20 protein-coding genes are annotated in these 23,475 nt (G+C 47.6%); 14 read left to right on the top strand and 6 right to left on the bottom strand.

Features of this window, described 5'->3' with window-relative positions; genetic code table 11:
* Positions 1-1,086: 1,086 nt before the first annotated feature.
* From C1752_RS24905 to C1752_RS24865, 9 genes are all read left to right on the top strand, one after another.
* On the top strand, positions 1,087-2,007 hold the full coding sequence (locus C1752_RS24905) for a fatty acid desaturase family protein (protein WP_110988759.1): 921 nt from the start codon (positions 1,087-1,089) through the stop codon (positions 2,005-2,007).
* A 96-nt stretch (positions 2,008-2,103) separates the two neighbouring features.
* Complete coding sequence (locus C1752_RS24900) at positions 2,104-3,138, top strand: fatty acid desaturase family protein (protein WP_110988758.1); 1,035 nt, start codon at positions 2,104-2,106, stop codon at positions 3,136-3,138.
* An 81-nt stretch (positions 3,139-3,219) separates the two neighbouring features.
* Positions 3,220-4,122, top strand: a complete 903-nt coding sequence (locus C1752_RS24895) for a DMT family transporter (protein ID WP_110988757.1) — start codon at positions 3,220-3,222, stop codon at positions 4,120-4,122.
* Between the two features lie 213 nt (positions 4,123-4,335).
* Complete coding sequence (locus tag C1752_RS29510) at positions 4,336-5,562, top strand: calcium-binding protein (protein WP_110988756.1); 1,227 nt, start codon at positions 4,336-4,338, stop codon at positions 5,560-5,562.
* 180 nt (positions 5,563-5,742) lie between these two features.
* Positions 5,743-6,216 carry a GNAT family N-acetyltransferase gene (locus C1752_RS24885; protein WP_110988755.1) on the top strand — a complete coding sequence of 158 codons (474 nt, stop codon included), beginning with the start codon at positions 5,743-5,745 and terminating at the stop codon, positions 6,214-6,216.
* A gap of 5 nt (positions 6,217-6,221) precedes the next feature.
* Positions 6,222-7,274, top strand: coding sequence for an aliphatic sulfonate ABC transporter substrate-binding protein (locus C1752_RS24880; protein WP_158535196.1), 1,053 nt, complete (start codon positions 6,222-6,224; stop codon positions 7,272-7,274).
* Between the two features lie 53 nt (positions 7,275-7,327).
* Positions 7,328-8,017: a GAF domain-containing protein gene (locus C1752_RS24875; protein ID WP_146242426.1), complete on the top strand. Its 690-nt coding sequence runs from the start codon at positions 7,328-7,330 to the stop codon at positions 8,015-8,017.
* A 102-nt stretch (positions 8,018-8,119) separates the two neighbouring features.
* Positions 8,120-8,698 carry a ferric reductase-like transmembrane domain-containing protein gene (locus tag C1752_RS24870; protein ID WP_110988752.1) on the top strand — a complete coding sequence of 193 codons (579 nt, stop codon included), beginning with the start codon at positions 8,120-8,122 and terminating at the stop codon, positions 8,696-8,698.
* A gap of 166 nt (positions 8,699-8,864) precedes the next feature.
* Positions 8,865-9,788, top strand: a complete 924-nt coding sequence (locus C1752_RS24865) for a WD40 repeat domain-containing protein (RefSeq protein ID WP_158535195.1) — start codon at positions 8,865-8,867, stop codon at positions 9,786-9,788.
* Positions 9,789-10,187: 399 nt separating this feature from the next.
* Here C1752_RS24865 and bioF read toward each other — a convergent pair whose 3' ends face one another.
* The gene (gene bioF, locus C1752_RS24860; RefSeq protein ID WP_110988750.1) at positions 10,188-11,360 is read right to left on the bottom strand and encodes an 8-amino-7-oxononanoate synthase; all 1,173 of its coding nucleotides are present in this window, start codon (positions 11,358-11,360) and stop codon (positions 10,188-10,190) included.
* Between the two features lie 265 nt (positions 11,361-11,625).
* Between bioF and acsF the strand changes: the two genes are divergently transcribed.
* Positions 11,626-12,702 carry a magnesium-protoporphyrin IX monomethyl ester (oxidative) cyclase gene (gene acsF / locus C1752_RS24855; protein WP_110988749.1) on the top strand — a complete coding sequence of 359 codons (1,077 nt, stop codon included), beginning with the start codon at positions 11,626-11,628 and terminating at the stop codon, positions 12,700-12,702.
* Between the two features lie 181 nt (positions 12,703-12,883).
* On the opposite strand, the gene C1752_RS24850 is transcribed toward acsF, so the two are convergent.
* Entirely contained in the window at positions 12,884-15,091 is a 2,208-nt protein-coding gene (locus C1752_RS24850) for a CHASE domain-containing protein (protein ID WP_110988748.1), read from the bottom strand.
* 362 nt (positions 15,092-15,453) lie between these two features.
* On the opposite strand from C1752_RS24850, the gene lepA reads away from it, so the two are divergent.
* From lepA to C1752_RS24830, 4 genes are all read left to right on the top strand, one after another.
* Positions 15,454-17,265: a translation elongation factor 4 gene (lepA, locus tag C1752_RS24845; RefSeq protein WP_110988747.1), complete on the top strand. Its 1,812-nt coding sequence runs from the start codon at positions 15,454-15,456 to the stop codon at positions 17,263-17,265.
* 306 nt (positions 17,266-17,571) lie between these two features.
* A complete protein-coding gene (locus C1752_RS24840) occupies positions 17,572-18,474 on the top strand; it encodes a YihY/virulence factor BrkB family protein (RefSeq protein WP_110988746.1) in 903 nt (300 codons plus the stop codon).
* Positions 18,475-18,480: 6 nt separating this feature from the next.
* Positions 18,481-19,566 (top strand): TIGR00341 family protein, encoded by a 1,086-nt coding sequence (locus C1752_RS24835; RefSeq protein WP_110988745.1) that lies wholly within the window; start codon positions 18,481-18,483, stop codon positions 19,564-19,566.
* 5 nt (positions 19,567-19,571) lie between these two features.
* Positions 19,572-20,075 carry a mechanosensitive ion channel family protein gene (locus tag C1752_RS24830; protein WP_110988744.1) on the top strand — a complete coding sequence of 168 codons (504 nt, stop codon included), beginning with the start codon at positions 19,572-19,574 and terminating at the stop codon, positions 20,073-20,075.
* A gap of 15 nt (positions 20,076-20,090) precedes the next feature.
* On the opposite strand, the gene trhO is transcribed toward C1752_RS24830, so the two are convergent.
* The 4 genes from trhO to C1752_RS24810 form a co-directional block, all read right to left on the bottom strand.
* Positions 20,091-21,047 carry an oxygen-dependent tRNA uridine(34) hydroxylase TrhO gene (gene trhO / locus C1752_RS24825; RefSeq protein ID WP_110988743.1) on the bottom strand — a complete coding sequence of 319 codons (957 nt, stop codon included), beginning with the start codon at positions 21,045-21,047 and terminating at the stop codon, positions 20,091-20,093.
* A 188-nt stretch (positions 21,048-21,235) separates the two neighbouring features.
* Positions 21,236-21,886 carry an OmpA family protein gene (locus C1752_RS24820; RefSeq protein ID WP_110988742.1) on the bottom strand — a complete coding sequence of 217 codons (651 nt, stop codon included), beginning with the start codon at positions 21,884-21,886 and terminating at the stop codon, positions 21,236-21,238.
* On the bottom strand, positions 21,883-22,488 hold the full coding sequence (locus C1752_RS24815; RefSeq protein WP_110988741.1) for a hypothetical protein: 606 nt from the start codon (positions 22,486-22,488) through the stop codon (positions 21,883-21,885). Before C1752_RS24815 ends, C1752_RS24820 begins: the two co-directional genes overlap by 4 nt.
* Positions 22,489-22,761: 273 nt before the next feature.
* Positions 22,762-23,472: a methyltransferase domain-containing protein gene (locus C1752_RS24810; protein WP_110988740.1), complete on the bottom strand. Its 711-nt coding sequence runs from the start codon at positions 23,470-23,472 to the stop codon at positions 22,762-22,764.
* Positions 23,473-23,475: the final 3 nt, after the last annotated feature.

The following is a 23,475-nucleotide window of genomic DNA, read 5'->3' as shown; positions in this document are numbered from 1 at the left end:
GCTGCTGGAGATTGGCGAAGGTCTTGAAGAGTTGATGCTTCATCTTCAGTCAAAGTGATACGCAATGCTGCTGGCATGGAGGAAGAGGCGATAGATACGATAGCTATCTTAAGCTTATTTGCACCTCCCTACTTACTGCAAGGTTAGATTGGTGAGCGAATGCATTGAATAGAAGTTTGCGATTACCTTTCACGACAGTAGATTACGGCCCCTTTATTCAGAAGAAGTGCATCACAACGACAAGGGATTAATACACTTGTAAAAGTAGAGATAATGCTGTACCCGTTAAGTCCACTAAATACAGCACGACTTCACGCAGCAGTTTATTCTTTTTGAGAGAAAAAACTCGCGCCTGCTAAGAAAAAACGGACACGAATAATTACTTAATTTTATTTTCAGAAATAAAAAATGACCCTTCCAAAGAGGGTGATCGGCAAGCCAAAAAGACACAGAAAACCGGGCGAGCCGCGATGGCTCGATAATTTTGTGAGCACAAAATAGCTTAGGTTACCGTTTGCACAAAAGCAGTAGCATATTTAACTAATGCATAATCTGCATATAACCCTAAAGAGATCTAAGTGCGCTAAATTCATTGGTGTCGGAAGTTGAAGTAATTAAGAGGTTACTTTCTGTACTTACGGCCATAAGAATTTATCGGCATGATTGATCCTGATTGATTTCATTGCCAATCCTCAGCCTGAGGTGGCCCTTCTCCACTTGGCTGGATATTGGTATGAACAGTCGATATAGGTTCAATCAAATTGAGAGTCCATGATCCGTTGAGTGACTGATCTGTTGGTGTCTTCTAGCTCCTGCAGGGAAAAGATCAAACTCACATAGCGCCTTTATTTGTTTGAAATAGTAGGCTTTATCCTCGCCGGAGAAAGTCGCTAGATACTTTCTCCCACCGGAAGTATCTGTGTTGATCAAGTTAAGAGATTGTTTTGCCTCTACTGGATGCAACCATTTTCCGGTTCATAGCCATAATTCTCTCTGTTTTACAGAGTCAAACCGTAATGCTTTATTTCAAAAGTATCATTCAGACCTTTACTTTTCTACGAGTCAATTGTCTAGGGAATAGAGAATATGGATGCTGCGATTAGGCAATCACTACGAGAGCTTCAAACAACTGATAATCTCTCAGGCTTTGGCAAAATTCTAGGTCACTATATTGTCATTGGTATAGCTGTTGCCCTCGCTAAGCTAAGCTTCTGGCTGTATCCAGTCGCATTACTGCTGATTGGCTCTCGTTTGAGAGCGTTGGATAATCTTTCCCATGAAGCATTTCATAATCAGGTCTTTAAGAGTTCATTCTTAAATGACTGGATTACATCAATTTTTTGTGCATTCCCAGTTCATATCTCAATTGGTGTATTGCGAAAGATTCATCGGGAACACCATGTTCATATTGGGGATTCAGAACGAGATCCTAATTTGCCAAAATATGCTCATCTACCACTCCCTCGGCATCAAAGGAACTGGCACCTGTTTCGAGTTTTAAGCGGAGCATATCAGTTCAGAAAAAGTCTAAATGCTTATGCTCAAAGCTTTCTCAGTCCTGCTTCTAGAGTAGAGCTTGTTGCTCGAATTCTCTTTTGGTTGACCATCATACTGCTAGTTTCTGCTGTAGGACTCTGGCAAGACTTTCTCCTTTTTTATGTTGTTCCTTTGCTTACGACATACGCAGCTATCCGTCAGTTAGTGAATATGAGTGAGCACATGCTAGATACCAGCGTTCCTTATTTCACTCGGAACATCATGTGTCACCCCATTCTGCAGTTCTTGATGTTTCCCCATGCAGATCATTTGCATCTCATTCACCACTTGAATTCTGCTATTCCTGGTTCTAGATTGCGAACGGCTCATCAGCTTTTGCTAGCCGACCCTGAATATGCCTATCTTCCCTCCTTTGAGGGTTACTTCTTCGGGGAAAATAGCTTTCTAGCGTGGGCTTTTCAAGATATTGAGTCTCAGCCATTGTCCCAAGCTATCTCAGTGAAAGCTTAGGCAAAAAATATATATCTCTAGGTACTGAAGTCATTTCTTGATTTCAGTAGGTGATTCTTGTCTTTCATTACACGGTTGCGAAAGTAAATACAGACTATGGTTACGACTGTCAGACCTGAAACGGAAATAGATTCTAAACGATACCTAGGTTATCGCAATCATTTTGCAAATGCGATCGCAATTTCTAGCATCTTGATTGGGTATTGCGGCGGTATTACATTTCTATTCTCAGACAATTATTTGTTAAACGCACTGGGCGTGATTTGGCTTTCTCACAGCCTCATCAACTCTGCCATCATGACCCATGAGTTCATGCACGACACGATTTTCTACAGTCGTCGTTGGAATACCTATGGAGGCAATCTCATGATCTGGCTGAACGGCGGCTGTTATGCTCCCTTTCGAGATCTAGCCAGGGTCCATCTCGGTCATCATATCGATTGTGTAGACCTTGGTCCCTTTGACTTGCCTAGTATGATGGGACGCCTTCCTTCCCCTGTGCGTAATGCAATTCTTACATTGGAGTGGCTGTACTTTCCCTGCCTGAACTTTATGGCTCAGTGGCGATCGATTACGGTGCCGTTTTGGCATCCTGATCGGAAGCATTTGCGGCTAAGAGTTGCGACGCTGTTAGTGATTCGTGGGGCTTTGTTTACCGTCATGGGGACTATTTCATTGAAGGCATTAGTGCTTTACTTTATTGCCTATACGGGTATGGTGACAGTCATTCGGTGGATTGATGCATTCCAGCATACCTTTGACGTGTACCCTATCGGTTCTGAACTGCCTAACCATAGCCGCGCGTACGAGACGCTCCACACCTTTTCCACCCCTTTATTTAGTTTTCGCTACCGATGGGTCAATTTGCTGCTCCTTAACTTCGGCTATCACAACGTTCATCATGATGTGATGCGCTGCCCGTGGCATAGCCTGCCTGACTTAGATCGTGAACTTTATCGCGGCAATGAAGTTCAATACATTGATGTGAAGCATCTGCTGCAAAACTACCATCGATTCCGCATCTCTCGAATTTTTCTAGGACAGGGTCAAGCTTTAAACCGTCCTGAAGATCTGGATCTGGAAAAATTTTACGGTGCAACAGCGGTTTCCCTATTATTCATGCCGTATTAGAACGGGACTATTGATGTAGTGCTGTAGAAATGAAGCAGTTTCTGAGTTGCTTTATCAGACTGTTAGCGAAAGGAAAAAATATTGATCAATGTACGCGATCCGAAGCTAACGCATGAATGGAAAGGCATTGCCTTTATCCTTATGTCTGCATTTGGATTTTCTACGCTGGGAATTTTTGGAAAACTTATTTATGCAGAGGGCTTAAACATTACAAGCACCCTAGCATTGAGATTTTTAGGTGCATCTTTTATCTTGTGGATCTGGTTATGGCTGAGACAGGAATGGCGAGTTTCGAAGCGCGATGCATTCTCGGCAATTAGTCTTGGAATGTTAGGCTATGCGGGACAGGCAGCTTTTCTTTTCTCAGCCCTAAAATATACGAGTGCTGGTATCGCAACGCTGCTGCTGTATTCTTACCCAGCTATCGTTACGCTTTTGGCTTGGTTAATTGAGGGTGAACGTCCCACTCTCAACCGAAGCATTGCCCTAGCTTCAGCACTTGTCGGCTGTCTGTTAATTGCTGACTTGACTGGCCCAGATCGTTCACTTACAGGAATATTACTCGGTCTAGCTTCGGGGCTTTGGTATTCTTTCTACCTACTCTTGAGTGCACGGCTTGTAAACACCCTTAATCCTATTGTCAGCAGTGCCTATATTTCTCTAGGTGCTGCTGTGAGTTTTGTCGGAGCGGCGACCGCGCAGTCAACCTTTATCTTGCCCTCAAACCTAACGGCTGTCATGATTACCATGGCGCTCGTCATCGTATCAACAATCGTACCTGTTCTGAGTTTGTTAGCCGGAATTCAGATTCTTGGCATCTCTCAAGCCTCAATTTTATCGACCGTTGAGCCCTTGATAACTGTGCTCCTTGGCATGGTTCTCCTTAAAGAGAAATTCTCCACTATTCAAGCTGTCGGTGGTTTTTTGATTCTCAACTCGGTGATTATCCTCCGATTTCAAAGATCAGAGTATAAGCATCAATGATAATCAATATTTCTCGTTAAATATCTAATTCAAACGTCACTAAAAATCGAATAGATTATTTTCGTCAAAATCGTGTCTTTTTGGCAAAGTTCTCTGCATCTGGTTGTCGGCATGTTTACCAAAGGATAATCAATGGATAAACAAAACTTTCATTGAATTAAATCATTATTCATGTGAATATCGGTCTGGTTTGTGAAGTTAGGTATATAGAAAATGAACGAAGAATCGATGAATTCTTTCGAGTTTGATGTCACCCTTTTTAGTGGTCAGAACTTTGATGGGGATTTCTCCTATGACACTTCTGTAATTACGGGTAATGGAGAAGAACTGGCTCGAATTGAAGATGATTTGGGTGATTTTAAATTAACCCTTAATATCTTTGGTGAAACGTTTACTGAAGAGAATGATATTGACTTTGGCGATGGCGAACCCCCTTTTCCTTTCGCCACATTTGAAGATGGTGAGATTCAGGGAATTGACTATTTGCCCTCTGCCGATGACGTCGGCGTAGAGGGCTTTGGCGGATTTTTCATTCGTCAGTCAGAGCTACTCTTCGTTGAAGATGCTTACTTTGAGGTTGCTGGTCAGGGCCTGACCCCTGTACCTGTAGCTGGTTTCAACACTGAACTTGTCGGCATTGTGGACTACGAAGGCCAGGCCTTTAATACAGTTGCTGGTACTGAAATAGGTGACTTTCTGCAAGGCACTAAAGAAGATGATCGAATCTTTGCCCGTGAAGGCAGCGACCGAGTGTTCGCACGTAGGGGCGACGACTTTATCCGCGGCGGTGACGGAGCGGATCTCGTCAATGGTGGCAAGGGAGACGATACTCTCATTGGCGAAGCAGGTGCTGACATTCTCAACGGCGGCAGAGGTAATGATGATCTTCAAGGGGGTGACCAAGCCGATCTACTTCAAGGCAAGCAGGGAGATGATACCCTCGCAGGGGATGATGGACGCGACACTCTGATGGGTGGCAGAGGCAGTGATAGTCTTTCTGGCGGCAGTGGCGCTGATCAGATTCTCGGCAATCGTGGTGCTGACACATTGATCGGTGGTGCTGGTAATGACACCCTAGTTGGTGGTGCAGGTGCAGATCTGTACACCTATGACACGGGCGTAACCTTTGTCCGTAGAGATGTTGGCAGCGACCAGATCCAAGGATTTGTCGCAGGTCAGGACAAGATTGCCCTAGGTCTGACCACCTTTGACACATTGAGTAGTGTTGCGGGCGACGGCTTCAGCGTTGCGGCTGACTTTGAGGTGGTGAACAGCACGATGGGCGCTCGCCAAAGCTTAGCTGAAATCGTTTATCAGACCAACACAGGCGACCTGTTTTACAACCAGAACGGTGCCAACGCTGGCTTTGGAGAGGGGGGATTGCTAACCACCTTCACTGATAACCCCGGTCTAAGCACGTCAGATTTTATCCTTCTCTAGAGGAGCGTCTATAGCTCTCTGAATTGCATTTTCTTCCTGGCTGGGGGCGGAGCACTCACCGTTCTTGGCATAGGAAATAGAAGGGGAGATCAATTCAGAGGGCTGACGATGTTGAGGACGGACGCTCTGATCCTATCCTCTATTCCCGCTTGTGTGCCTAGTTCTAAAGAGAGTCATTGAATGGATACTTGCCACTTCCGTTTTTGCGATCGCACCGCAGCAATCGATATACAGCAATTGCAGTTATTATTTCAGCTTTCAGCTCCCTGGGCTGCTGCTCGTTGTGGTGCAGATTTAGAAGTTGCGATCGCAAACAGTTACCCTGTGATCACGGTCTGGGAGGGAGAGCGACAGATTGGATTTGTCCGCGCCACCTCTGACGGTGTTTATCGGGCTGTTATTTGGGATGTTGTGATTCACCCGGAGTATCAAGGGGTGGGCCTTGGTCGCAAGCTAATGGCAACGCTCTTAAAACATCCTCACATTTGCTCAGCCGAGCGCGTGTACTTAATGACTTCCCGAGAGCAAGGGTTCTATGAACACATTGGGTTTACCCAGAATCTCTCCACCACGATGCTGCTTGAGCATCAGTCCTTAGAAATTTCTCCATCGCAGGCCCAACGAGATTTGTATTCTGTCACCGTATCGGCCTAAACAGCGTGAACACCCGACAACGGCTATCTTCTCTTTTTATCTGCGTGTTGGTTCTGACATTGAGTTGTGCTCCCTCTAGGTTTCTGGTCTCTAAGCAAACGCTAGCACCAAGCGTTCAGGAAACAGCGCAGGTTCTGCAGCTAGGATGTTCTAGGGATTGGGCAGGTTGGTGGCCCTGGGCAATTGCTCAAGAGCAGGCTTTTCTTGAAGCCAATGAAATCAAGATTGAGCTGCAGTGGTTTGACGACTACTACGCCGCTTTAGCAGCCATAGCAGAAGGGACTCTGGATGCCAACTGCCAAGTTTTCAATGACACAGTTGAGATGGAATCGCGTTCGGTGAATGGCGAAGTTGTGGTGTTAGTCACTGATTATTCTAGCGGCAACGACAAAATCATCGTGACCGGAGAGATCGCAAGTCCTGCAGCACTCAAGCACAAGCACATTGGTGTTGAGCGAGGGAAGCTGACTGATTTTTTGCTCACCTTAGTCTTAGAAAAAGTCGGCATGAAGCGTGATGCGGTCAAGATTGAGGACCTGAGCACAATAGATGCTGCAACTGCTTTTGTGGCAGGAAAGCTAGATGCGATTGTGGTTTGGCAGCCGGACTGGCTAGTGGCTCTGAAACGTCCAGGCAGTCGAGAGCTATTCAGTTCTAAAGATTTTTCGGGAAGTATTCCTCAGGTCATTGCTGTGAGTCAGACAGCGTTGAATCAGAAGATGGATGCAGTTCAGTTCTTGGTCAAAAGCTGGTTTAAGAGCCTTCATTTTATAAATCAAAACCCAGACCTCTCCAGGGAAATTATGCTGACGCACTCACAACTCTCTGACGCGAAGTTTGAAATGTTCAGTCAGGGTATACATCTTCTATCGGTTGACGAAAACATTCGAGCACTGACGCCAGGGAACAATTTTGACCATCTCGGCTTTACGGCTCAAAAAGCGGCCCAGTTCTTGACGGAAGCAGGACTTCTAGCAGAGCAGCCTAACCTAACGACGCTCTTTGACGACCGTCCACTACGGGCCTATCGGCAGAATGATTTAGGCCGTGAGTCTTAGAGCATTGAGGGCCGTACACACCTGGATGTGATGAAACTATCAGTAGGTAAAACGTGAAATACAGACAGCTTAGCTGGTCTCGTCGGGAGACCTTGGGGTTACTCAGGGGGGTTGTCGGAAGTCTCACAATCGGGAGTTGCGCTCGAACAAAGTTGATCGCTCAGCCCCCCTCTCGACAGGGTAGCTTTCATCCTCAAACAACATCCTCAGCAATGCCGGAAGCCGCTAGTCCCGATCTTCCTCAATCCTTAACAGCAGCTTTGCAAAACTCGCGAGATCCCAATTCAGTGTTGACAGCTCTTATGCCTGTGGTGGTGAAGGAGTTGAGATGCGATCGCTGCTTCCTCTTTGTCCGTGCTCCGCTGCAGCGGTTGACTCGAATTACCCACGGCTATAGTCGTGAAACTCGATGGCCCACTATGGTCCAGTCTACCTGGAGTCCTGAGTCGCAGGCGCTAAATCAAAAGGATCCACTGACCGCATCAGCTTATCGATCTTCGCAAGCCCACTTTATAGGAGATATCGAGTCAGCGCCCACCGGCACACTGGACTTGGCATTAGAACGATCTGTGTTTAGACATCGGGCACTCATCCACGCTCCGATTTATCAAGGGAATGTGTTCTACGGCATCTTAGAGCCCTGTGTCTTTGAAACACCAAGAATTTGGACCAGACGCGATCGCAAGATCACCACTGAACTTCAAGAAAGATTAGGTCCGTGGATCGTGCGATATCTCCAGTAAGTCAATCCCCAGCCTTGAAGTTAGACCGTCATACATGGGCTGCTTTACAGCCAATACCTCAAGTGTTCCAGCTCATGAAAATCTTTATAGGAATAAGTGAGTATGTTTGGTATCGACACTCCGCCCCCTGAAAATTTTCTCGGACTTTTAGCCTTACTCAGCTATGTCATTACCCTTACGCCAAGCGTGATGAGAATTGTATTCCCCCATATGAAAAAAACGGGTATACCGAAGGCATTACTCAAACAGCGTCGATGCATCGGTGTTTTAGCTTTTTTGTTGGCTATTATTCACGGTTGGATACTAGTAAGAAAGCGCGATATCGATTTTATGGATCCCAGGACTTCATGGATTTACTTTCAGGGAATTGCGACAATGGCTATCTTTGCTATCTTAGCTGCGACCTCCAATGACTGGAGTGTTAGAGCTCTTAAAAAAAATTGGAAAAAGCTTCATCGGCTGACCTACCTTGCCCTGTTTTTGCTGACTTGGCATGTATGGGACAAAATGTCTGATCACTGGACCTATGTCACGCCAATCAGCATGATCGCGATCCTATGCATTACAGCCCTTTCAATACTACGTTTATGGCGGGAGAAGAAAGCATCAAATCAGGTTCCACGCTCTCCTTGTTCTAGCCCTCAAGCACTGACAGGAGCGCAGTCTCAATCTAGCCGATGATTTGCTCAGTTAGAACGCATTCCCTCAGGAGGTATCAGGCATGAAATGTCGAACTGCTCGGAAACAGCTTAGCTCTAAAAGACCGACTGTCTTACTCCTTATGGCTACTGTGTTCATAGGTGTATTGGGGCTGATCTGCTCCCAAGTGTGGGCAAGGTCTAAAACTTTGGCCCTTGCAACAAATGCAATTCAGCCTATTTCTGCGTCCCAGACATTGGATCATAGAGGGACTTGGGTTTATGCCATTGCGGTCAGCCCAGACGGGGCTACCCTCGTGAGCGGTGGCTATGATGGCAAACTCAGGTGGTGGAATGCACAGACAGGGACTCTAGCCCACACTGTTCAGGGCCATGGAGATGCTGTCGCGTCTATTGCCATCAGCCAAGATGGTCAGACGCTTGTTAGTGGGAGTTGGGACAATCGCATCAAGGTTTGGAGTTTAGAAACACAGCAGCTATTACAGACGCTCAAACAGGGAGATGATGTAAAAGCGATTGCCCTCAGTCCAGATAGTCAGTTTTTAGTCAGCGGCGGAACGGGCAGAAGGCTCCATATCTGGAATCTGAAGACCGGAAAACGGATCTATCACGTCAAGACCGATAGCTGGATTCAGTCTGTAGCCTTTGGTCCCAAAGAAAACAAAATTGCCTTCGGTGACGATAGCGGTCGTATCGAAGTTTGGCAACTTGCCGATCGCCACCCACCGATTCAGATTTGGGCTTTGATGGGCCACGAGGATTCTGTAAGAACCATTCGTTTTAGTCCTGATGGTCGTACGCTAGCCACTGGTAGTGATGACCGAACAGTCAAGCTGTGGAACGTTAGCCAGGGAAAACTACTCAAAGCTTTTGCTGGGCATATGGATGCGGTCCGAGCAATTACTTTTAGTCCCGATGGGAAGATTCTTGTGAGCAGCAGTCATGATACAACTGCCAAGCTATGGAGTGCAGCGACAGGGAATATTTTAGGTACCTTACCTGAGCATCGCCAAGCAATTTGGACGGTTGCTTTCAGTCCTAATGGGAAGAGTATTTTCACCGGCAGCAGTGACACAACAATTAAACGTTGGCCAACACGTCTGAAAAATTAGCATGTGTTTGAGTTGTACGCTCTATAGAAATATTGATACATGATTTCTCTGTATTGGTATAAAATTCATTCTCATGGAAATGGTCGTCGACTTTTAATTTCGTGAGTTCCTATCTTTATTTATTGATTAATAAGGTGAAATTGCCAACGGTTAAGATGTCAATTCTATAGGCATTAAAAAATCCAAAAGTAGTTTTTATTTAGAAGAGCAGAACTTATTAATATGCTTAATGAATGCTACTAAATGGAAGTATAAAAATAATTCTTTCATCTGTTCTGAGGGTTTTTAGTGCTTTTTTTGTAGGGATTTATAGATTGCAGGATTCTGATCCTATATTGAGAGGATGTCTACTCTCCTAGTCTGGATTAAGCACACTTTATACTCTCTTCTAAATTAGCTCTAACCTGCTTCCAATATTGTTGCTAACCGATCAATCTGTTCAGATTGGTGGGTCGCCATCACAGAAAACCGAATGCGACTGGTCGGAACAGTCGGGGGGCGAATTGCAGGAGCATAAATACCCTTCTCCAGTAGCTCTTGACTCACTTTGAGTACAATCTCTGGGCTCTTCATCTGCAGGCACATAATCGGAGAATCTGAAGGCAACAGTTTCCACTCTCCATCTATGACCCGAGGAAGTTTTGAGATCGCCTCCTTAAGCTGGGCGACATTCTGCCACAGCTGCTCACGGCGCTGAGGTCTGGATTGAATAATCTGAATTGCAGCTAGTGCTGCTGCGGTATCTGCTGGGGATAGCCCTGTTGTATAAATCCATGTGGCAGCCCGATTTCGGAGGTAGTCAATCAGCTGAGCAGTCCCCGCTACATATCCTCCTAAACTGCCGAGAGCTTTGCTCATAGTCCCCATTTGAATGAGGGGCACGCCGCTGCAGTCAAAGTGCTCTACACAGCCTGCACCTGTCGGTCCTAAGACACCCGTGCCGTGGGCTTCATCGACAAGCACCATGCAGTCATACTGGTGAGCAAGATTTAAGATTTCTGGTAGAGGGCAGAGATCGCCATCCATGCTGAAGACGCTGTCGGTCAATAGTAGGCAGCGACGGTAGTTATGCCGAGTCTTCTGTAGCTGATTGTGTAGGTCCGTGACGTTGCTGTGGCGGTAATCGAGAATCCTTGCTCCACTCAATTTCGCACCGTTTTTGAGACTAGAGTGGTTGTATTCGTCACCCACAATTAGGTCTCGTTTGTCGACCAGTGCAGCAATCGTTCCTATGTTAGCGAGATAGCCAGAACTATAGACGATCGCGTCCTCTGTTCTTTTCCATGCTGAGATCGCACCTTCCAATTCCTCATGTACCAAACGATGACCGCTGAGCAATCTTGACCCTGTACTGCCTGTGCCGTGGGTTTTGATAGATGAGATCGCAGCTGCCTGCAGCCGCTCATCCCCAGCCAGCCCTAAATAATCATTACTGGCAAAGTTCAAGACCGATCTACCTTCAAGCTGCACAACTGGACCAGGTTGCCCCGCCGTCACTCGAGGAGAACGGTGCCAGTGAGCTTTGTGAATCGTCGCTAAGGATGATTCGAGCCAAGCATAGGAAGATTGCATAGTGTCTATTCGGTCAGAGAATCTCAAAAAGTAATCTAGCGCTCAGCTAAAGAGACTGCCGTTGAAGTCTAGCGAAATGTAAACGACGTTTTGCGAAATGTAACGCTTGCCCTGTAGGCCGCCTGTATCCCTGGGCAGTTCATGTAACATTGCAGGAGAGTCGATGCAGATCATTGCATAGTCTTTCCTTACAAACGTGACGAAAGATTACAGTCTGTGTCTGACAGCGGCATAAATTACATCGAAACAACGACTTGAGGCCCTCATGGTAAATACCCTCAGCAAGCCTGAACCTTCTGAAATGCGCGATGGGATAAAATCCCCCGCCGCTGAGACAATCCTCACGCCACGGTTTTACACCACCGATTTTGATGAAATGGCGAAGATGGACCTCTCGATCAATGAGGACGAGATGCAGGCCATCCTGGATGAATTCAAGATTGACTACAACAAAACTCACTTTGTGCGGGACGATCGCTTTGAAAAGTCCTGGGATCATATTGACGGTGAGAAGCGCAAGCTCTTTATTGAGTTTCTAGAGCGCTCCTGTACGGCGGAGTTTTCGGGTTTCTTGCTCTACAAAGAAATCAGCCGCCGCATCAAAGATAAGAACCCTATGCTGGCGGAGTGTTTTAACCTCATCTCCCGAGATGAAGCTCGCCATGCCGGTTTTCTGAACAAGGCGATGTCTGACTTCAACCTGTCTCTTGATCTAGGTTTCTTGACCAAGAGCCGCAGCTACACGTTCTTCAAGCCTAAGTTCATTCTCTATGCCACCTACCTCTCTGAGAAGATTGGTTACTGGCGCTACATCACCATCTATCGCCACCTAGAGCAGAATCCTGACGACTGCATCTACCCCATCTTTGAGTTCTTTGAGAACTGGTGCCAGGATGAAAATCGCCACGGCGACTTCTTTGATGCGCTGATGCGATCGCAACCCGATATTCTTAAAGACTGGAAAGCACGGCTCTGGTGCCGTTTCTTCTTGCTGTCGGTGTTTGCCACCATGTATCTCAATGATCTAAACCGCTCTGACTTTTATGCCATGCTGGGCCTCAATGCCCGTGAGTATGACAAGGAGGTTATTGAGAAGACTAACGATACTGCGGGTCGCGTATTCCCCATCGTGTTAGATGTTAATCATCCTGACTTCTATCGCCGCTTAGAAACCTGCGTTGCGAATGGTGAGAAGCTCCGTGCTGTGGATGCTTCCAATGCGTCCAAGCCGGTTAAGACTCTCAAGAAGCTACCTGCGTTTATCTCCAACGCCATCCAGTTTCTAAATCTCTATTTGCTCAAGCCAATTCCTACGGCTCAGCTAGAGGGCACTATTCGATAGTTCAATAAAGTCTGGATAGACCTACTTGAAAAAGAGCCTGAAAATCTCAGGCTCTTTTTTTTCTGACATGCCCCAGTAAATATTGCATGTTTTCCTTGTTGTGCATTGCTTGTAGCTCATCAATACTTGCAGATCATTACGAGTCTGACTTTACTTTTGATGGGGTGAGTTGAGACACAGTCTATCCGCCATCCTTAACTTGTTGCTGAATTTGGCCTTTGCTGGGTAGCGTAAACATAAATGTAGATCCAGTTTGAGATGATGGATCGAGCCAGATTTTACCACCGTGTCGCTCAATAATTTTTTTGCAGACTGCTAGGCCAATCCCGGTCCCAGAATAGGCTTCACGGTTGTGAAGGCGCTGGAAAATCACAAAAATACGATCAGCATACTTAGGATCAATACCAATGCCGTTATCTTGAACGGTAAAAGTCCAGAATGCTTCAGATTGAACGACCCGAATTAAAACTTTGGGGATATCAGCTTGACAGTATTTGATTGCATTACTGATTAGATTCTGAAACAACTGCCGCATTTGCGACGGATCTATAGATAGAGTTGGCAGGAGCTGAGCATCAATCTGGACCTCTCGTTCTGCAATAATGTGGGCGAGGTCAGACTTAACGCCCTCTAAGATTTCGTTTAGGTCAGTGGTTTGAATATTAAGTTCCGCTCGTCCGGCTCGAGAATAGGTCAGCAAATCGCGGATCAGTAACTGCATCCGATGGGTCCCATCCATAATGTGGTTCATATAACGCTCTGCTTTTTCGTCTCCTTGTTCTGGGTAGCGTTTGACCAAGAGTTCGGTGAAGCTTTTGATTTTACGGAGTGGTTCCTGCAGATCATGAGACGCAACATAGGCAAACTGACCCAGCTCTTGATTAGAGCGAGAGAGTTCTTGGTTGAGTTGCTGCAGTTCTTCTTCTGCGCGCTTGCGATCGCTAATATCCGTTACGATTCCTAAATAGCCCGTCACGGTTCCAGCATCATCTCGAAGTGAGATCGCCCGGCCATACACCCAAACCACCTTTTTCTGGGGCGTCAAGAATCGATATTCCGACTCAAACTCTATCCCCGATTCAGTCGCCTGAGACCATTCGCTCCAAATTCGCTCTCGATCCTCAGGATGGAGTACATGAGACCAGCCAGTTCCCATTGCCTCATCTATCGTAAGTCCTGTCATAGCTTGCCAACGGGCGTTTACGAACTCACACTCTCCCTGGAAAGAGGTTTGATAAATCCCAACTGGGGCGGAGGTCACTAATGCTCTAAATCTAGCTTCACTCTTTTTCAAGGTGGATGCTGCCTGTCTGCGCTCAAGGGCTTGCGCCAACGAGTTCGCCATAGATCCAAGCATCACGACTCCCCCACTCGCCAAAACCAACCATTGAAGACCAGAACTTTGATGGACAATAGAGTCTGCATTAGGTTTGGCAATCAGTAACCATTTCCGTTCAGCAATATCTAGGGTTGTGGTGTAATAAATTCCTTTCTGAAGAGTGCTAGCTATATCCCCCTTAAAATTGCCAGAGGTCTTCTTTTGAGTGGACGAAGCGGCGTAGAGGAGTTGTTCGCTCTGAGGCAATGATTGATCCAAGAGGTAAAATTCGAAGCCCTTTGGGAGGGTGCCATCCAAGATACGGTTCATCAGATCCTCAATCAGGAAAATGCTAAGGGTAAATCCTTCTAGGTTCTGGCGACGAGCTGGAATAGAGTTGATCGGTTGATCTTGGCGAAAGATGGGCAAAAAGATGAGAATACCTTTCTTGCCTTTTAGTGTTTCTTGTACCAAGTCAATGGGAGCGGTGGCGATCGCTTGATTTTGATCTCGGGCTTGATTCATCGCCTTTAGTCGAGCCGGATTAGATGCTAGATCGAAGCCAAGTGCAGGCTCATTGCCTTGAAAGGGTTCTATGTAATAGATGGGGAAGTATTCTAGGCGTTGACTGGCCCTGACTATCTGCCCCTGCAGATTGCGCTCGGTGATTTGGAAGTTAGGGAACCCCTCTTGTCTAGCTGCCTGTTCGTAGGTCTCTCGTTCGGTAGAGGGGATCCGTGGTATCCACTCCAGCGCTTTGATCGCTGAATTCTCAAGCAAGCGAACTTCGACAAACTTTTGAAACTCCTGCCGCTCAACCGTCTCAGAGGCATTGTAAAGAGCAACGATGGATTCGATGGATTCGATATTCCGATCCAATGCTCTTTGGATGGATAATTCTGCATTGGATGCCTGTAATTTAAATTCTTTCTTTCGATTGGATTTTTCGAGCTGTAGTACAACCCAGAAGGCCATAAAAGTTAGAGCTATCACGCCGCATAGTGTCACCGCTAATGGTAGGGCTGATAATTTCTTCGTGCGCAGAAAAACATCGCTCTGTTGTTTCTGCATCTAAGCTTTTTCCAAATCTAATGGCCGATTGAAATAGTATAAATCAAGCTGATGAAGGTTCTGTTGCATTGGCTCTATGAAGGCAGATGAATGGGAGCAACCCTCTGATTTTTTAAACAGCAATCCTAAAGATATCTTGATAAGTCAAGCGATAGCGGAGATACCCGCGCAAAGCCATCAGGATAATGAAGGAGCTGATCAGCTGACATCTATGTAAAGCTGGAGCTGTAAATCCCTCAACCTGTCATCTGGGCAACGGGTTAACGTAACACTACCTAAATCACCGCACCCGCGTTAGGAACGATTACAATTTTGTTGGGGTTCTCCATACTCCCTTAGCCCTTTGTGAGTTTACTGACCGCATGACTGACGTTCCCGTCTCTCGTATTCGCAACTTTTCGATCATTGCCCATATCGATCACGGCAAGTCTACGCTGGCAGATCGCCTATTGCAGGTGACCGGTACGGTGCAGGCTCGGGAAATGAAAGAGCAGTTCCTCGACAGCATGGATCTTGAGAGAGAGAGAGGCATCACTATCAAGCTGCAGGCTGCTCGGATGAACTACAAGGCCCAAGACGGTGAAGAATATGTGCTTAATCTGATTGACACACCGGGGCATGTGGACTTTTCTTATGAAGTGTCGCGATCTCTAGCCGCTTGTGAAGGAGCTTTGCTGGTTGTTGATGCTTCCCAAGGGGTTGAAGCTCAAACTTTGGCAAACGTTTACCTCGCTATTGAGAATGATTTGGAGATTATCCCCGTCCTCAACAAGATTGATTTGCCGGGTGCTGAGCCTGAGCGGGTTAAGGACGAAATTGAAGAGATTGTAGGGCTTGACTGCAGTGGGGCCATTCATGCTTCAGCGAAGGCTGGCATTGGTGTTGATGAAATTCTGGAATCCATTGTTCATCTTGTGCCGCCGCCGGAAGATACGACCGATAAGCCGCTGCGGGCTTTGATCTTTGACAGTTATTACGATGTATACCGAGGCGTCATTGTATATTTCCGCGTCATGGATGGGACCGTTAAGACGGGCGATCGCATCCACCTGATGGCCTCAGGCAAAGAATTTGATATCGATGAACTCGGTGTTCTCTCACCGACTCAGGTCCAGGTTGGTGAACTCCATGCCGGAGAAGTGGGTTACATTGCAGCCTCTATCAAGGCTGTAGAAGATGCTCGGGTGGGCGACACCATTACCCTTGCCAAAGCCGAGGCTGCAGACCCCCTACCAGGTTACGTTGAAGCGAAGCCGATGGTGTTCTGCGGGATGTTTCCCATTGATGCCGATCAGTTCCCTGATTTGCGCGATGCTTTGGAGCGCCTAAAGCTGAATGACGCAGCCCTTAACTATGAGCCTGAGACCTCCAGCGCGATGGGCTTTGGCTTCCGGTGCGGCTTTTTGGGCCTGCTGCATATGGAAATTGTGCAGGAGCGTTTAGAGCGTGAGTACAACCTCAACCTGATTATTACGGCCCCTTCAGTGGTCTATCGCGTCACCACCAATACGGGAGAGGTGATCACGATTGATAACCCCAGTACTCTGCCAGAGCCAAACCACCGCGAAAAAATTGAAGAGCCCTCCGTTCAAGTCGATATGATTACCCCCGAGGAGTTTGTGGGGACGCTGATGGAGCTGGGCCAAGATCGGCGAGGCGAATTCAAGGATATGAAATACCTGACGCCGGGGCGGACAACGTTAATTTATCAATTGCCCTTGGCGGAAGTTGTCACAGACTTTTTTGACCAGATGAAGTCGCGATCGCGCGGCTACGCCAGCATGGAGTATCAGTTAATTGGCTATCGCGAGAACCATCTGGTGAAGCTTGATATTTTGATCAATGAAGATCCGGTTGATTCGCTCGCGGCCATCGTGCATCGCGATAAAGCATACGGGATGGGGCGGGCGCTAGTGAGCAAACTTAAAGAACTCATTCCCCGCCATCAGTTTAAGATTCCGATTCAGGCTGCGATTGGCTCTAAGGTGATTGCTAGTGAGCGCATCCCAGCCCTGCGCAAGGATGTATTGGCGAAGTGCTACGGCGGCGACGTATCGCGGAAGCGCAAGTTACTAGAGAAGCAGAAAAAAGGCAAAAAGCGAATGAAGTCTGTGGGCAGTGTTGATGTGCCCCAGGAGGCTTTTATGGCTGTATTGAAGCTTAAAGACGATTAGACATGATTCGTTCCGAGTCGATTTTCCGGCTCAAACCGCATGTGAATTTGCTCGGACATCTTTATCTTTGAACATCGCTCGTATCTGTGCTCCTTTGGCTCCACATAGCTAAATGTTTGGGCTTTAGTTTTGCTAGGTCGTGAATTCAAAAATCTGTTCGGTTACAATGCCAGGGATCTGCAGTTGGATGATATCTGCGGCACAATTTTAAGCAACGTTGATAACCCCACTCGTCTCAATCTTCCCGGAGCGTAAACTAGAGCTTCACAAGCCTCTTCAAGCCGATCTAAATGGACCTTTGTCAGTATGCCCCCGAAACTAAAGCGAGCCATTAAGTTGCTGAGGATGACAATTGCGAAGTGGCAGGCCGACAAAGCCTCTCGACTGGCGGCGGCTCTGGCTTACTACACAGCCTTTTCGCTCGCTCCCATTCTCGTAATTGTGATTGCGATCTTGAGTCTTGCCTTCGGTGAAGAGGCAGCCCAGGCTCAGATTCTAGCTCAGTTTAGAGATCTGGTTGGCGACGATGGTGCAGCTATTGTAAAGGTCATGATGCGGGATACGCAGCAGTCAGGGTCCGGTATTACTGCCACACTCAGCAGTCTTGTCTTTTTGGTTTTTGGAGCCACCGGCATGTTTGCGCAACTCCAGGATGCTCTGAATACAATCTGGCAGGTCAAGCCCAAACCCGGTCGAGGGATTGTCAGTTTTGTGCGCGATCGCGTTTTATCTTTTGCGATGGTTTTAGGTATTGGCTTTCTGCTGCTCGTAGCTCTGATCTTCAGTGCGGGCCTTGCAGTCATCAGTGAGTATCTCAACAAAGGCTCGGAAGGTTTGATTCAAATTGGTCAATTCCTGGACCTTGTGATCTCATTTGGCGTGATCACTATCTTGTTTGCCATGATTTATAAAGTGCTGCCAGACGTCATGATCAAGTGGAGTGACGTCTGGGTTGGTGCGATCATGACCTCGATTTTATTCTCGGTGGGTAAAGCTCTGATTGGTCTTTATCTCGGCCACAGCAGCTTTAGCTCGACCTATGGCGCAGCCGGGTCTCTTGCTGTTCTTCTACTATGGGTATATTACTCAGCTCAAATTCTCTTTTTTGGTGCTGAACTGACACAGGTTTATGCCCAAAAATATGGCTCTAAAATATTGCCTGCTCGGTATGCCGTTTCAGTTAATCCAGACCAGCCTCCTCCGACTTGAACCTGCATGACCCATAAATCTTCACCCTCGCTGAAGCGCAGACTACTGAAGCTACGCTTTTTTCGGCAGCTCATCCGCACGCGCAAAAAAATCTCTGAGATTTGGAATCAGAATAGCGGTGATTGGAGTTGGGTCATTGAAAAGAAAAGGCCCATCGCTGCGCTGAACCGTAGCCTCTGGAAGGCCTCGGTTCCCTCTTTAAGCTTCTATGCGCTTCTGAGTCTGTCTGGTGTGATCTCAACGCTAGGGCTGCTTGCCAATAGTGCTGCCGCCATTATTGGTGCCATGATCATTGCTCCCTTGATGGGGCCTATTATTGGGATGGCCTATGCCATGACTGTGGGGAACCGACGCTTGCTGAAGCGATCGGTATTGACCACCTTCAAGGGCGTCATTCTTTCTGTTTTGACTGCCGCGATTATTACATTTCTCATCGGTTTGAAAACGCCGAGTTCAGAGATTTTAATTCGGGTCAGGCCCACCTTGATTGACTTAGGCGTAGCGCTGGCAGCAGGGGCTGCTGGAGCCTTTGCCCAGTCGCGGCGTCAGGTTGAAAATGCCCTGCCTGGGGTCGCAATCTCTGTCGCGTTAGTGCCACCACTGAGCGTGATTGGCATTGGGATCGCTTGGGCCAACACAAATATTGCGGTAGGGGCCACTGTCCTATTTGCCACCAACTTGATTGGTATTATTCTCAGTGGTTCACTTGTTTTCCTTTTTCAGAGCTATGGTTCTCTCGAACGAGCGAGAAAGAGCTTGGTGGCCGGGGGCGTCTCCCTACTGATTCTTGGAGTACCTCTCGGCTGGTCTCTACGTAATATTTTGGTGCGACAGCAGCTCAAATCTGAAATAAATACCCTAATTTCACGTGAATCGCTAACCTTTGCCAATACTGAGATTCAGCGCCTTGAGGTTCGCCCTGATTTTGATAGTGCTTTTGTTGAGTTAGATGTTGCCGCACCCCCGGGCACCATCTCTCAAAAACAGGTGCAGTTGGTTCGTCAGTTTCTTGTTGAACGTCTTGAGCAGCCCGTCCAGCTTAAGGTACGCGTTGTACCCACAGAATTTTTTGAAGATGGAATAGAGCCTTAAAGAATATGAACGACGGCATTAAAGCATTGACTGAGAAACTCTTGCTATTTACCCCTCAGCTCATTTCAGGTTTACTGAGCCTGCTTGTCTTCTGGTTTCTCAGTCTCGTTGCCGGAAGGATTGTTGATCAGGTCGGTCGGCGTAGCCATCTAGATCGGGATATTGTTAACCTTCTGCGCCGAGTGGTCTCTGTGGGCATCATTCTAGTGGGTATAACCGTCTCAATGGGCACGATGGGGGTTGATGTCTCAGCGATGGTTGCTAGCCTAGGTCTGACGGGCTTTGCTCTAGGCTTTGCCCTCAAGGACGTTCTGTCAAATTTGCTCTCTGGTGTACTTGTCTTGACCTACCGTCCGTTTATCCGTGGGGACTGGATTACGGTGTCGGGTTTAGAGGGAACGGTGATTGAAATTGATCTGCGCTACACAACCCTGGAAACTGAAGGAGATCGCATCCTAATACCGAATTCAACGCTGTTTACAAATCCTATTACGGTGCGTAAACCGTAACGGGCCTGCACAGCCTTACGTTTCTTCCGATGTTCCCAGATGTTTTTGGCTGCGTTGGGCCGCAAGCTCCATCTGTAATCTGCGCTCTGCAAAGCTAGCACGCTGGCTTTCAGTTAGCTGATCGAAGCAATGGGGGCAGGAGATGCCTGGCTCGTATTTCTCTGATTGATAGTCTTGCTCGGATAGCGGGTGGCGACAGCCAAAACACATGGTATGGCTACCGGGTTGAAGCTGTTCATCGACGGCAACGCGCTCGTCGAAGACAAAGCATTCGCCATTCCATAGAGAATTTTCAGGCTGGTGCGCCTGTAGGTAATTGAGAATGCCGCCCTCTAGCTGATAGACCTCTTCGAATCCCTGTTCCAATAGATAGGCGCTAGCCTTCTCACAACGAATTCCACCGGTACAAAACATTGCGACTTTTGGGTGCTCTTTGGGATTAAGCTGCTCATCAACAAACTGCGGGAATTGTCGAAAATTCTCGGTCTCAGGCGACTTAGCCCCTTCAAAGGTACCAATCTCATACTCATACTGATTGCGAGTATCAATTACCAGCACTTCGGGGTCTCGGATCAGCTCATTCCAGTTTTTAGGATCAATATGGGTGCCGGTTTTCTCTGCTGGATCGATGCCCTCTAAGCCCATGGAGACAATCTCGCGCCTCACCTTAACTTTCATGCGTTTAAAGGGGGGGCTTGGTACGTAGGAAAGCTTCGGCCATAGGTCAACAAATCGTGAATCTTGATGCAAAAACTGAAATAGAGCCTCTATTCCCGATGCTGGACCGGCAACGGTGCCATTTAAGCCTTCTGTGGCTAAGAGAATGGTGCCCATGAGGTTGTGGGCCTGAAAAATTTCGATGAGCTGCTCTTTGAGGGGCAGGCAGTCTTCTATGTATATAAATTTATACATGGTTGCCACTACGATAGGGCGATCGCAAGGTGGCTCTATAACGAGTGAATGATCTGGCATGGTGTGACTGGGGCTACGTGATAGCGAGGAACCCTTCAAAACAGACGTACTTCATCACCGTCATAATATCGACAAAACCGACTTGTCGAGTTCCTATCTGCAAAACGTCTAAAATAACAGGCTTGGAACATCAAGCCGGTAACGCTGCTCCTCTCTCAGGACAAAGCTAGCAGCACCCCTTTTCGTCATCATTCTCGCTGAATAATGACCTCTACCCGTCGATTTTGCTGACGTCCTTCAGGATTATCGCTGCCGTCTGCATTTGTATTTTCTGCGACTGGCTTTGATTCACCCAAGCCACTTGAGCGTAGGCGATCTGAGCCTATACCCTGACTGGTGAGCCAATCAGCAACGGCTTGGGCGCGCCGCTCAGAGAGAGGCTGATTGTAGGCTTCTTCACCTTTAGAGTCTGTATGTCCTTCGATCTGAATTGCTCCATCACCACTTTCTCTGATTAGATCTGCAAGACGCTGGAGCGTGGGCAGGGCATCAGAACGCAGCTCGGCCTTATCAAAATCAAACAGAACGTCAGCGGGGAGTGGAACCGTAATCTCTTGCGCCGTCACACGCCCACCCAGCTCATCGACAAGCGCATTGAGATCGCTTACTCGCGCGGTGAGAGGTCTACCGGCATCATTATTCTCGCTACGAGTACTGGAATCAAGACGGTCTTGACTCTGTTCAGAGGGAGTAGGAAGCTCACTGTCAGGAGAAGGCAAAACAGGCGAAGAGGCTTCTTTCCCCGCAGGTGGTTCGGGGGGCAACTCGGCAATCGGCTCACTGCAGCCCACCAGCGCAGATATAAGCAGCAAGAGTATTGTGGTCAAATGTTTGCTCATCGCTGCACCGGAACACCTAGGAAAGCTCCTACCTCGGGGATATTGACCGAGATTGTCTCTGAAGAAGGGGGCGGAGCCGGGAACTTGAACCACCCAGTAGCTGCTCCCCCCTTGGACGCCGCCGTGAGGCTAATGCTGTCTGTCGCAGCTAATGGCGATGCCATGTAGCGCTCTGTGTCGTCTTGAAGCACGTCATACCGTTTCGAGGTGGCATCATCAATGATGCTGACTTTATCAGGTTTGTAGACCGTAGATTGGACCCTATCAGTCGGGTTGCGATAGGTGATTTCAACGGTCAGGATATCACCAGTAACGACAGCACGACGTAAGTCTACCTCCATACCCCTTGGCCCTGGCTGGGTCTGAAGCACCTCGCTGGGGGCGGCTGCCACTGGTGTTGGCTCTGATTCCGATTCGATCCGTCCGACGCCTTCTACCGTCGGTTCAACATCTTCTGGCTCGGCACCTTGAGTGAACGCTGAGTCAATATTCTCTGGTTCAGCAGCCGTTTCAATGCTGCTGTTCTCCGTGAGATTCCCATTTGTACATGCGGATAGCGCAATGAATAAAGTCAGTAGAGAAAATTTTAGATATCTTTGCATCGTTGATAACTCTTCAAATAGTAATTAGTCGTGATAACTAGGCACGGGCCAAAATGGTGGTACATCTGCCACACTTTAAAGTATGCTCTTCCCTCAGCTATCGCTCTACAACCCGTAATTTTAGCAAGCCTGTTGCATACGGCCACGAGTCAGATCCCCCTCAGCCTCCCTTGAAAAAGGGGGGAGAATACATAGCTTAGAACTGAGTTTTTAAGCGTATGGTTAGGGCATAGGTCATTTATTTATCTCCAACTGTTTCGCACCACCTCTAGATCACTTGATGGCTAGGAAACCCTCGAAACAAACGTACTTCATCACTGTCATAATATCGACAAAACCGGCTCGTTCTAATAATCCTAGATTGCCTGCAGTGGAAAAAGGTTCCAAGACTCCTTTTAGACTGCGGGTCTTGGCTACAATCTCATCGCCGGAATAACCCTGCTGCAACTTAAAGTCGGTGTAGAGCGTCGTCGTCATGTCCTGGAAGCGAGCATCGGGGGCGCGCACTTTCTCAAACAAAATTAAACCGCCGCCCCAGTTAAGGGCTTCGTAAATCTGATTGAAGATGGCTTGGCGATGCTTGGGATTGACGAATTGCATCGTGTAATAGGCCACAATCAGGTCGGCTGGCTCCAGCTCTACATCAATCAAGTTCTGGTGACGGATCTCAATATTGGCAAAGGTTTGACCTTGGGCCTGCGCCTGCTGAGCCATATCGGCTTCGCAGTCAATGCCGATAAACTGAATCTGCCTGTTGGCATGACGTTCCGCGAGCGAGACCATAAGTGAACCGGTGGAGCAGCCTAAGTCATAGCAAACTGAACCTTCCACTAGAAAGAAATCAGAGAGCGCCTCCACAAGCTGATGTCCTTCGGCATAAAAGGGAACAGATTTATGAATATGCTGTTCAAACTGTTCGCGGGTTTGCCCCCCGAAAGACCAGTTCGCATTTGCAGCCTGGATGGCATCACCCACTTTTGCCAAGGT

Source organism: Acaryochloris thomasi RCC1774 (assembly GCF_003231495.1).
Classification (GTDB): domain Bacteria; phylum Cyanobacteriota; class Cyanobacteriia; order Thermosynechococcales; family Thermosynechococcaceae; genus RCC1774.
This window is presented reverse-complemented; position numbering and strand designations above follow the sequence as displayed.

Excerpts from the sequence above, each read along its gene's own strand:
- C1752_RS24905 (WP_110988759.1), top strand. The coding sequence starts at position 1,087 with ATGGATGCTGCGATTAGGCAATCACTACGAGAGCTTCAAACAACTGAT.
- C1752_RS24900 (WP_110988758.1), top strand. The coding sequence starts at position 2,104 with ATGGTTACGACTGTCAGACCTGAAACGGAAATAGATTCTAAACGATAC.
- C1752_RS29510 (WP_110988756.1), top strand. The coding sequence starts at position 4,336 with ATGAACGAAGAATCGATGAATTCTTTCGAGTTTGATGTCACCCTTTTT.
- C1752_RS24885 (WP_110988755.1), top strand. The coding sequence starts at position 5,743 with ATGGATACTTGCCACTTCCGTTTTTGCGATCGCACCGCAGCAATCGAT.
- C1752_RS24870 (WP_110988752.1), top strand. The coding sequence starts at position 8,120 with ATGTTTGGTATCGACACTCCGCCCCCTGAAAATTTTCTCGGACTTTTA.
- bioF (WP_110988750.1), bottom strand. The coding sequence starts at position 11,360 with ATGCAATCTTCCTATGCTTGGCTCGAATCATCCTTAGCGACGATTCAC.
- acsF (WP_110988749.1), top strand. The coding sequence starts at position 11,626 with ATGGTAAATACCCTCAGCAAGCCTGAACCTTCTGAAATGCGCGATGGG.
- C1752_RS24850 (WP_110988748.1), bottom strand. The coding sequence starts at position 15,091 with ATGCAGAAACAACAGAGCGATGTTTTTCTGCGCACGAAGAAATTATCA.
- lepA (WP_110988747.1), top strand. The coding sequence starts at position 15,454 with ATGACTGACGTTCCCGTCTCTCGTATTCGCAACTTTTCGATCATTGCC.
- C1752_RS24840 (WP_110988746.1), top strand. The coding sequence starts at position 17,572 with ATGCCCCCGAAACTAAAGCGAGCCATTAAGTTGCTGAGGATGACAATT.
- C1752_RS24835 (WP_110988745.1), top strand. The coding sequence starts at position 18,481 with ATGACCCATAAATCTTCACCCTCGCTGAAGCGCAGACTACTGAAGCTA.
- C1752_RS24830 (WP_110988744.1), top strand. The coding sequence starts at position 19,572 with ATGAACGACGGCATTAAAGCATTGACTGAGAAACTCTTGCTATTTACC.
- trhO (WP_110988743.1), bottom strand. The coding sequence starts at position 21,047 with ATGCCAGATCATTCACTCGTTATAGAGCCACCTTGCGATCGCCCTATC.
- C1752_RS24820 (WP_110988742.1), bottom strand. The coding sequence starts at position 21,886 with ATGAGCAAACATTTGACCACAATACTCTTGCTGCTTATATCTGCGCTG.
- C1752_RS24815 (WP_110988741.1), bottom strand. The coding sequence starts at position 22,488 with ATGCAAAGATATCTAAAATTTTCTCTACTGACTTTATTCATTGCGCTA.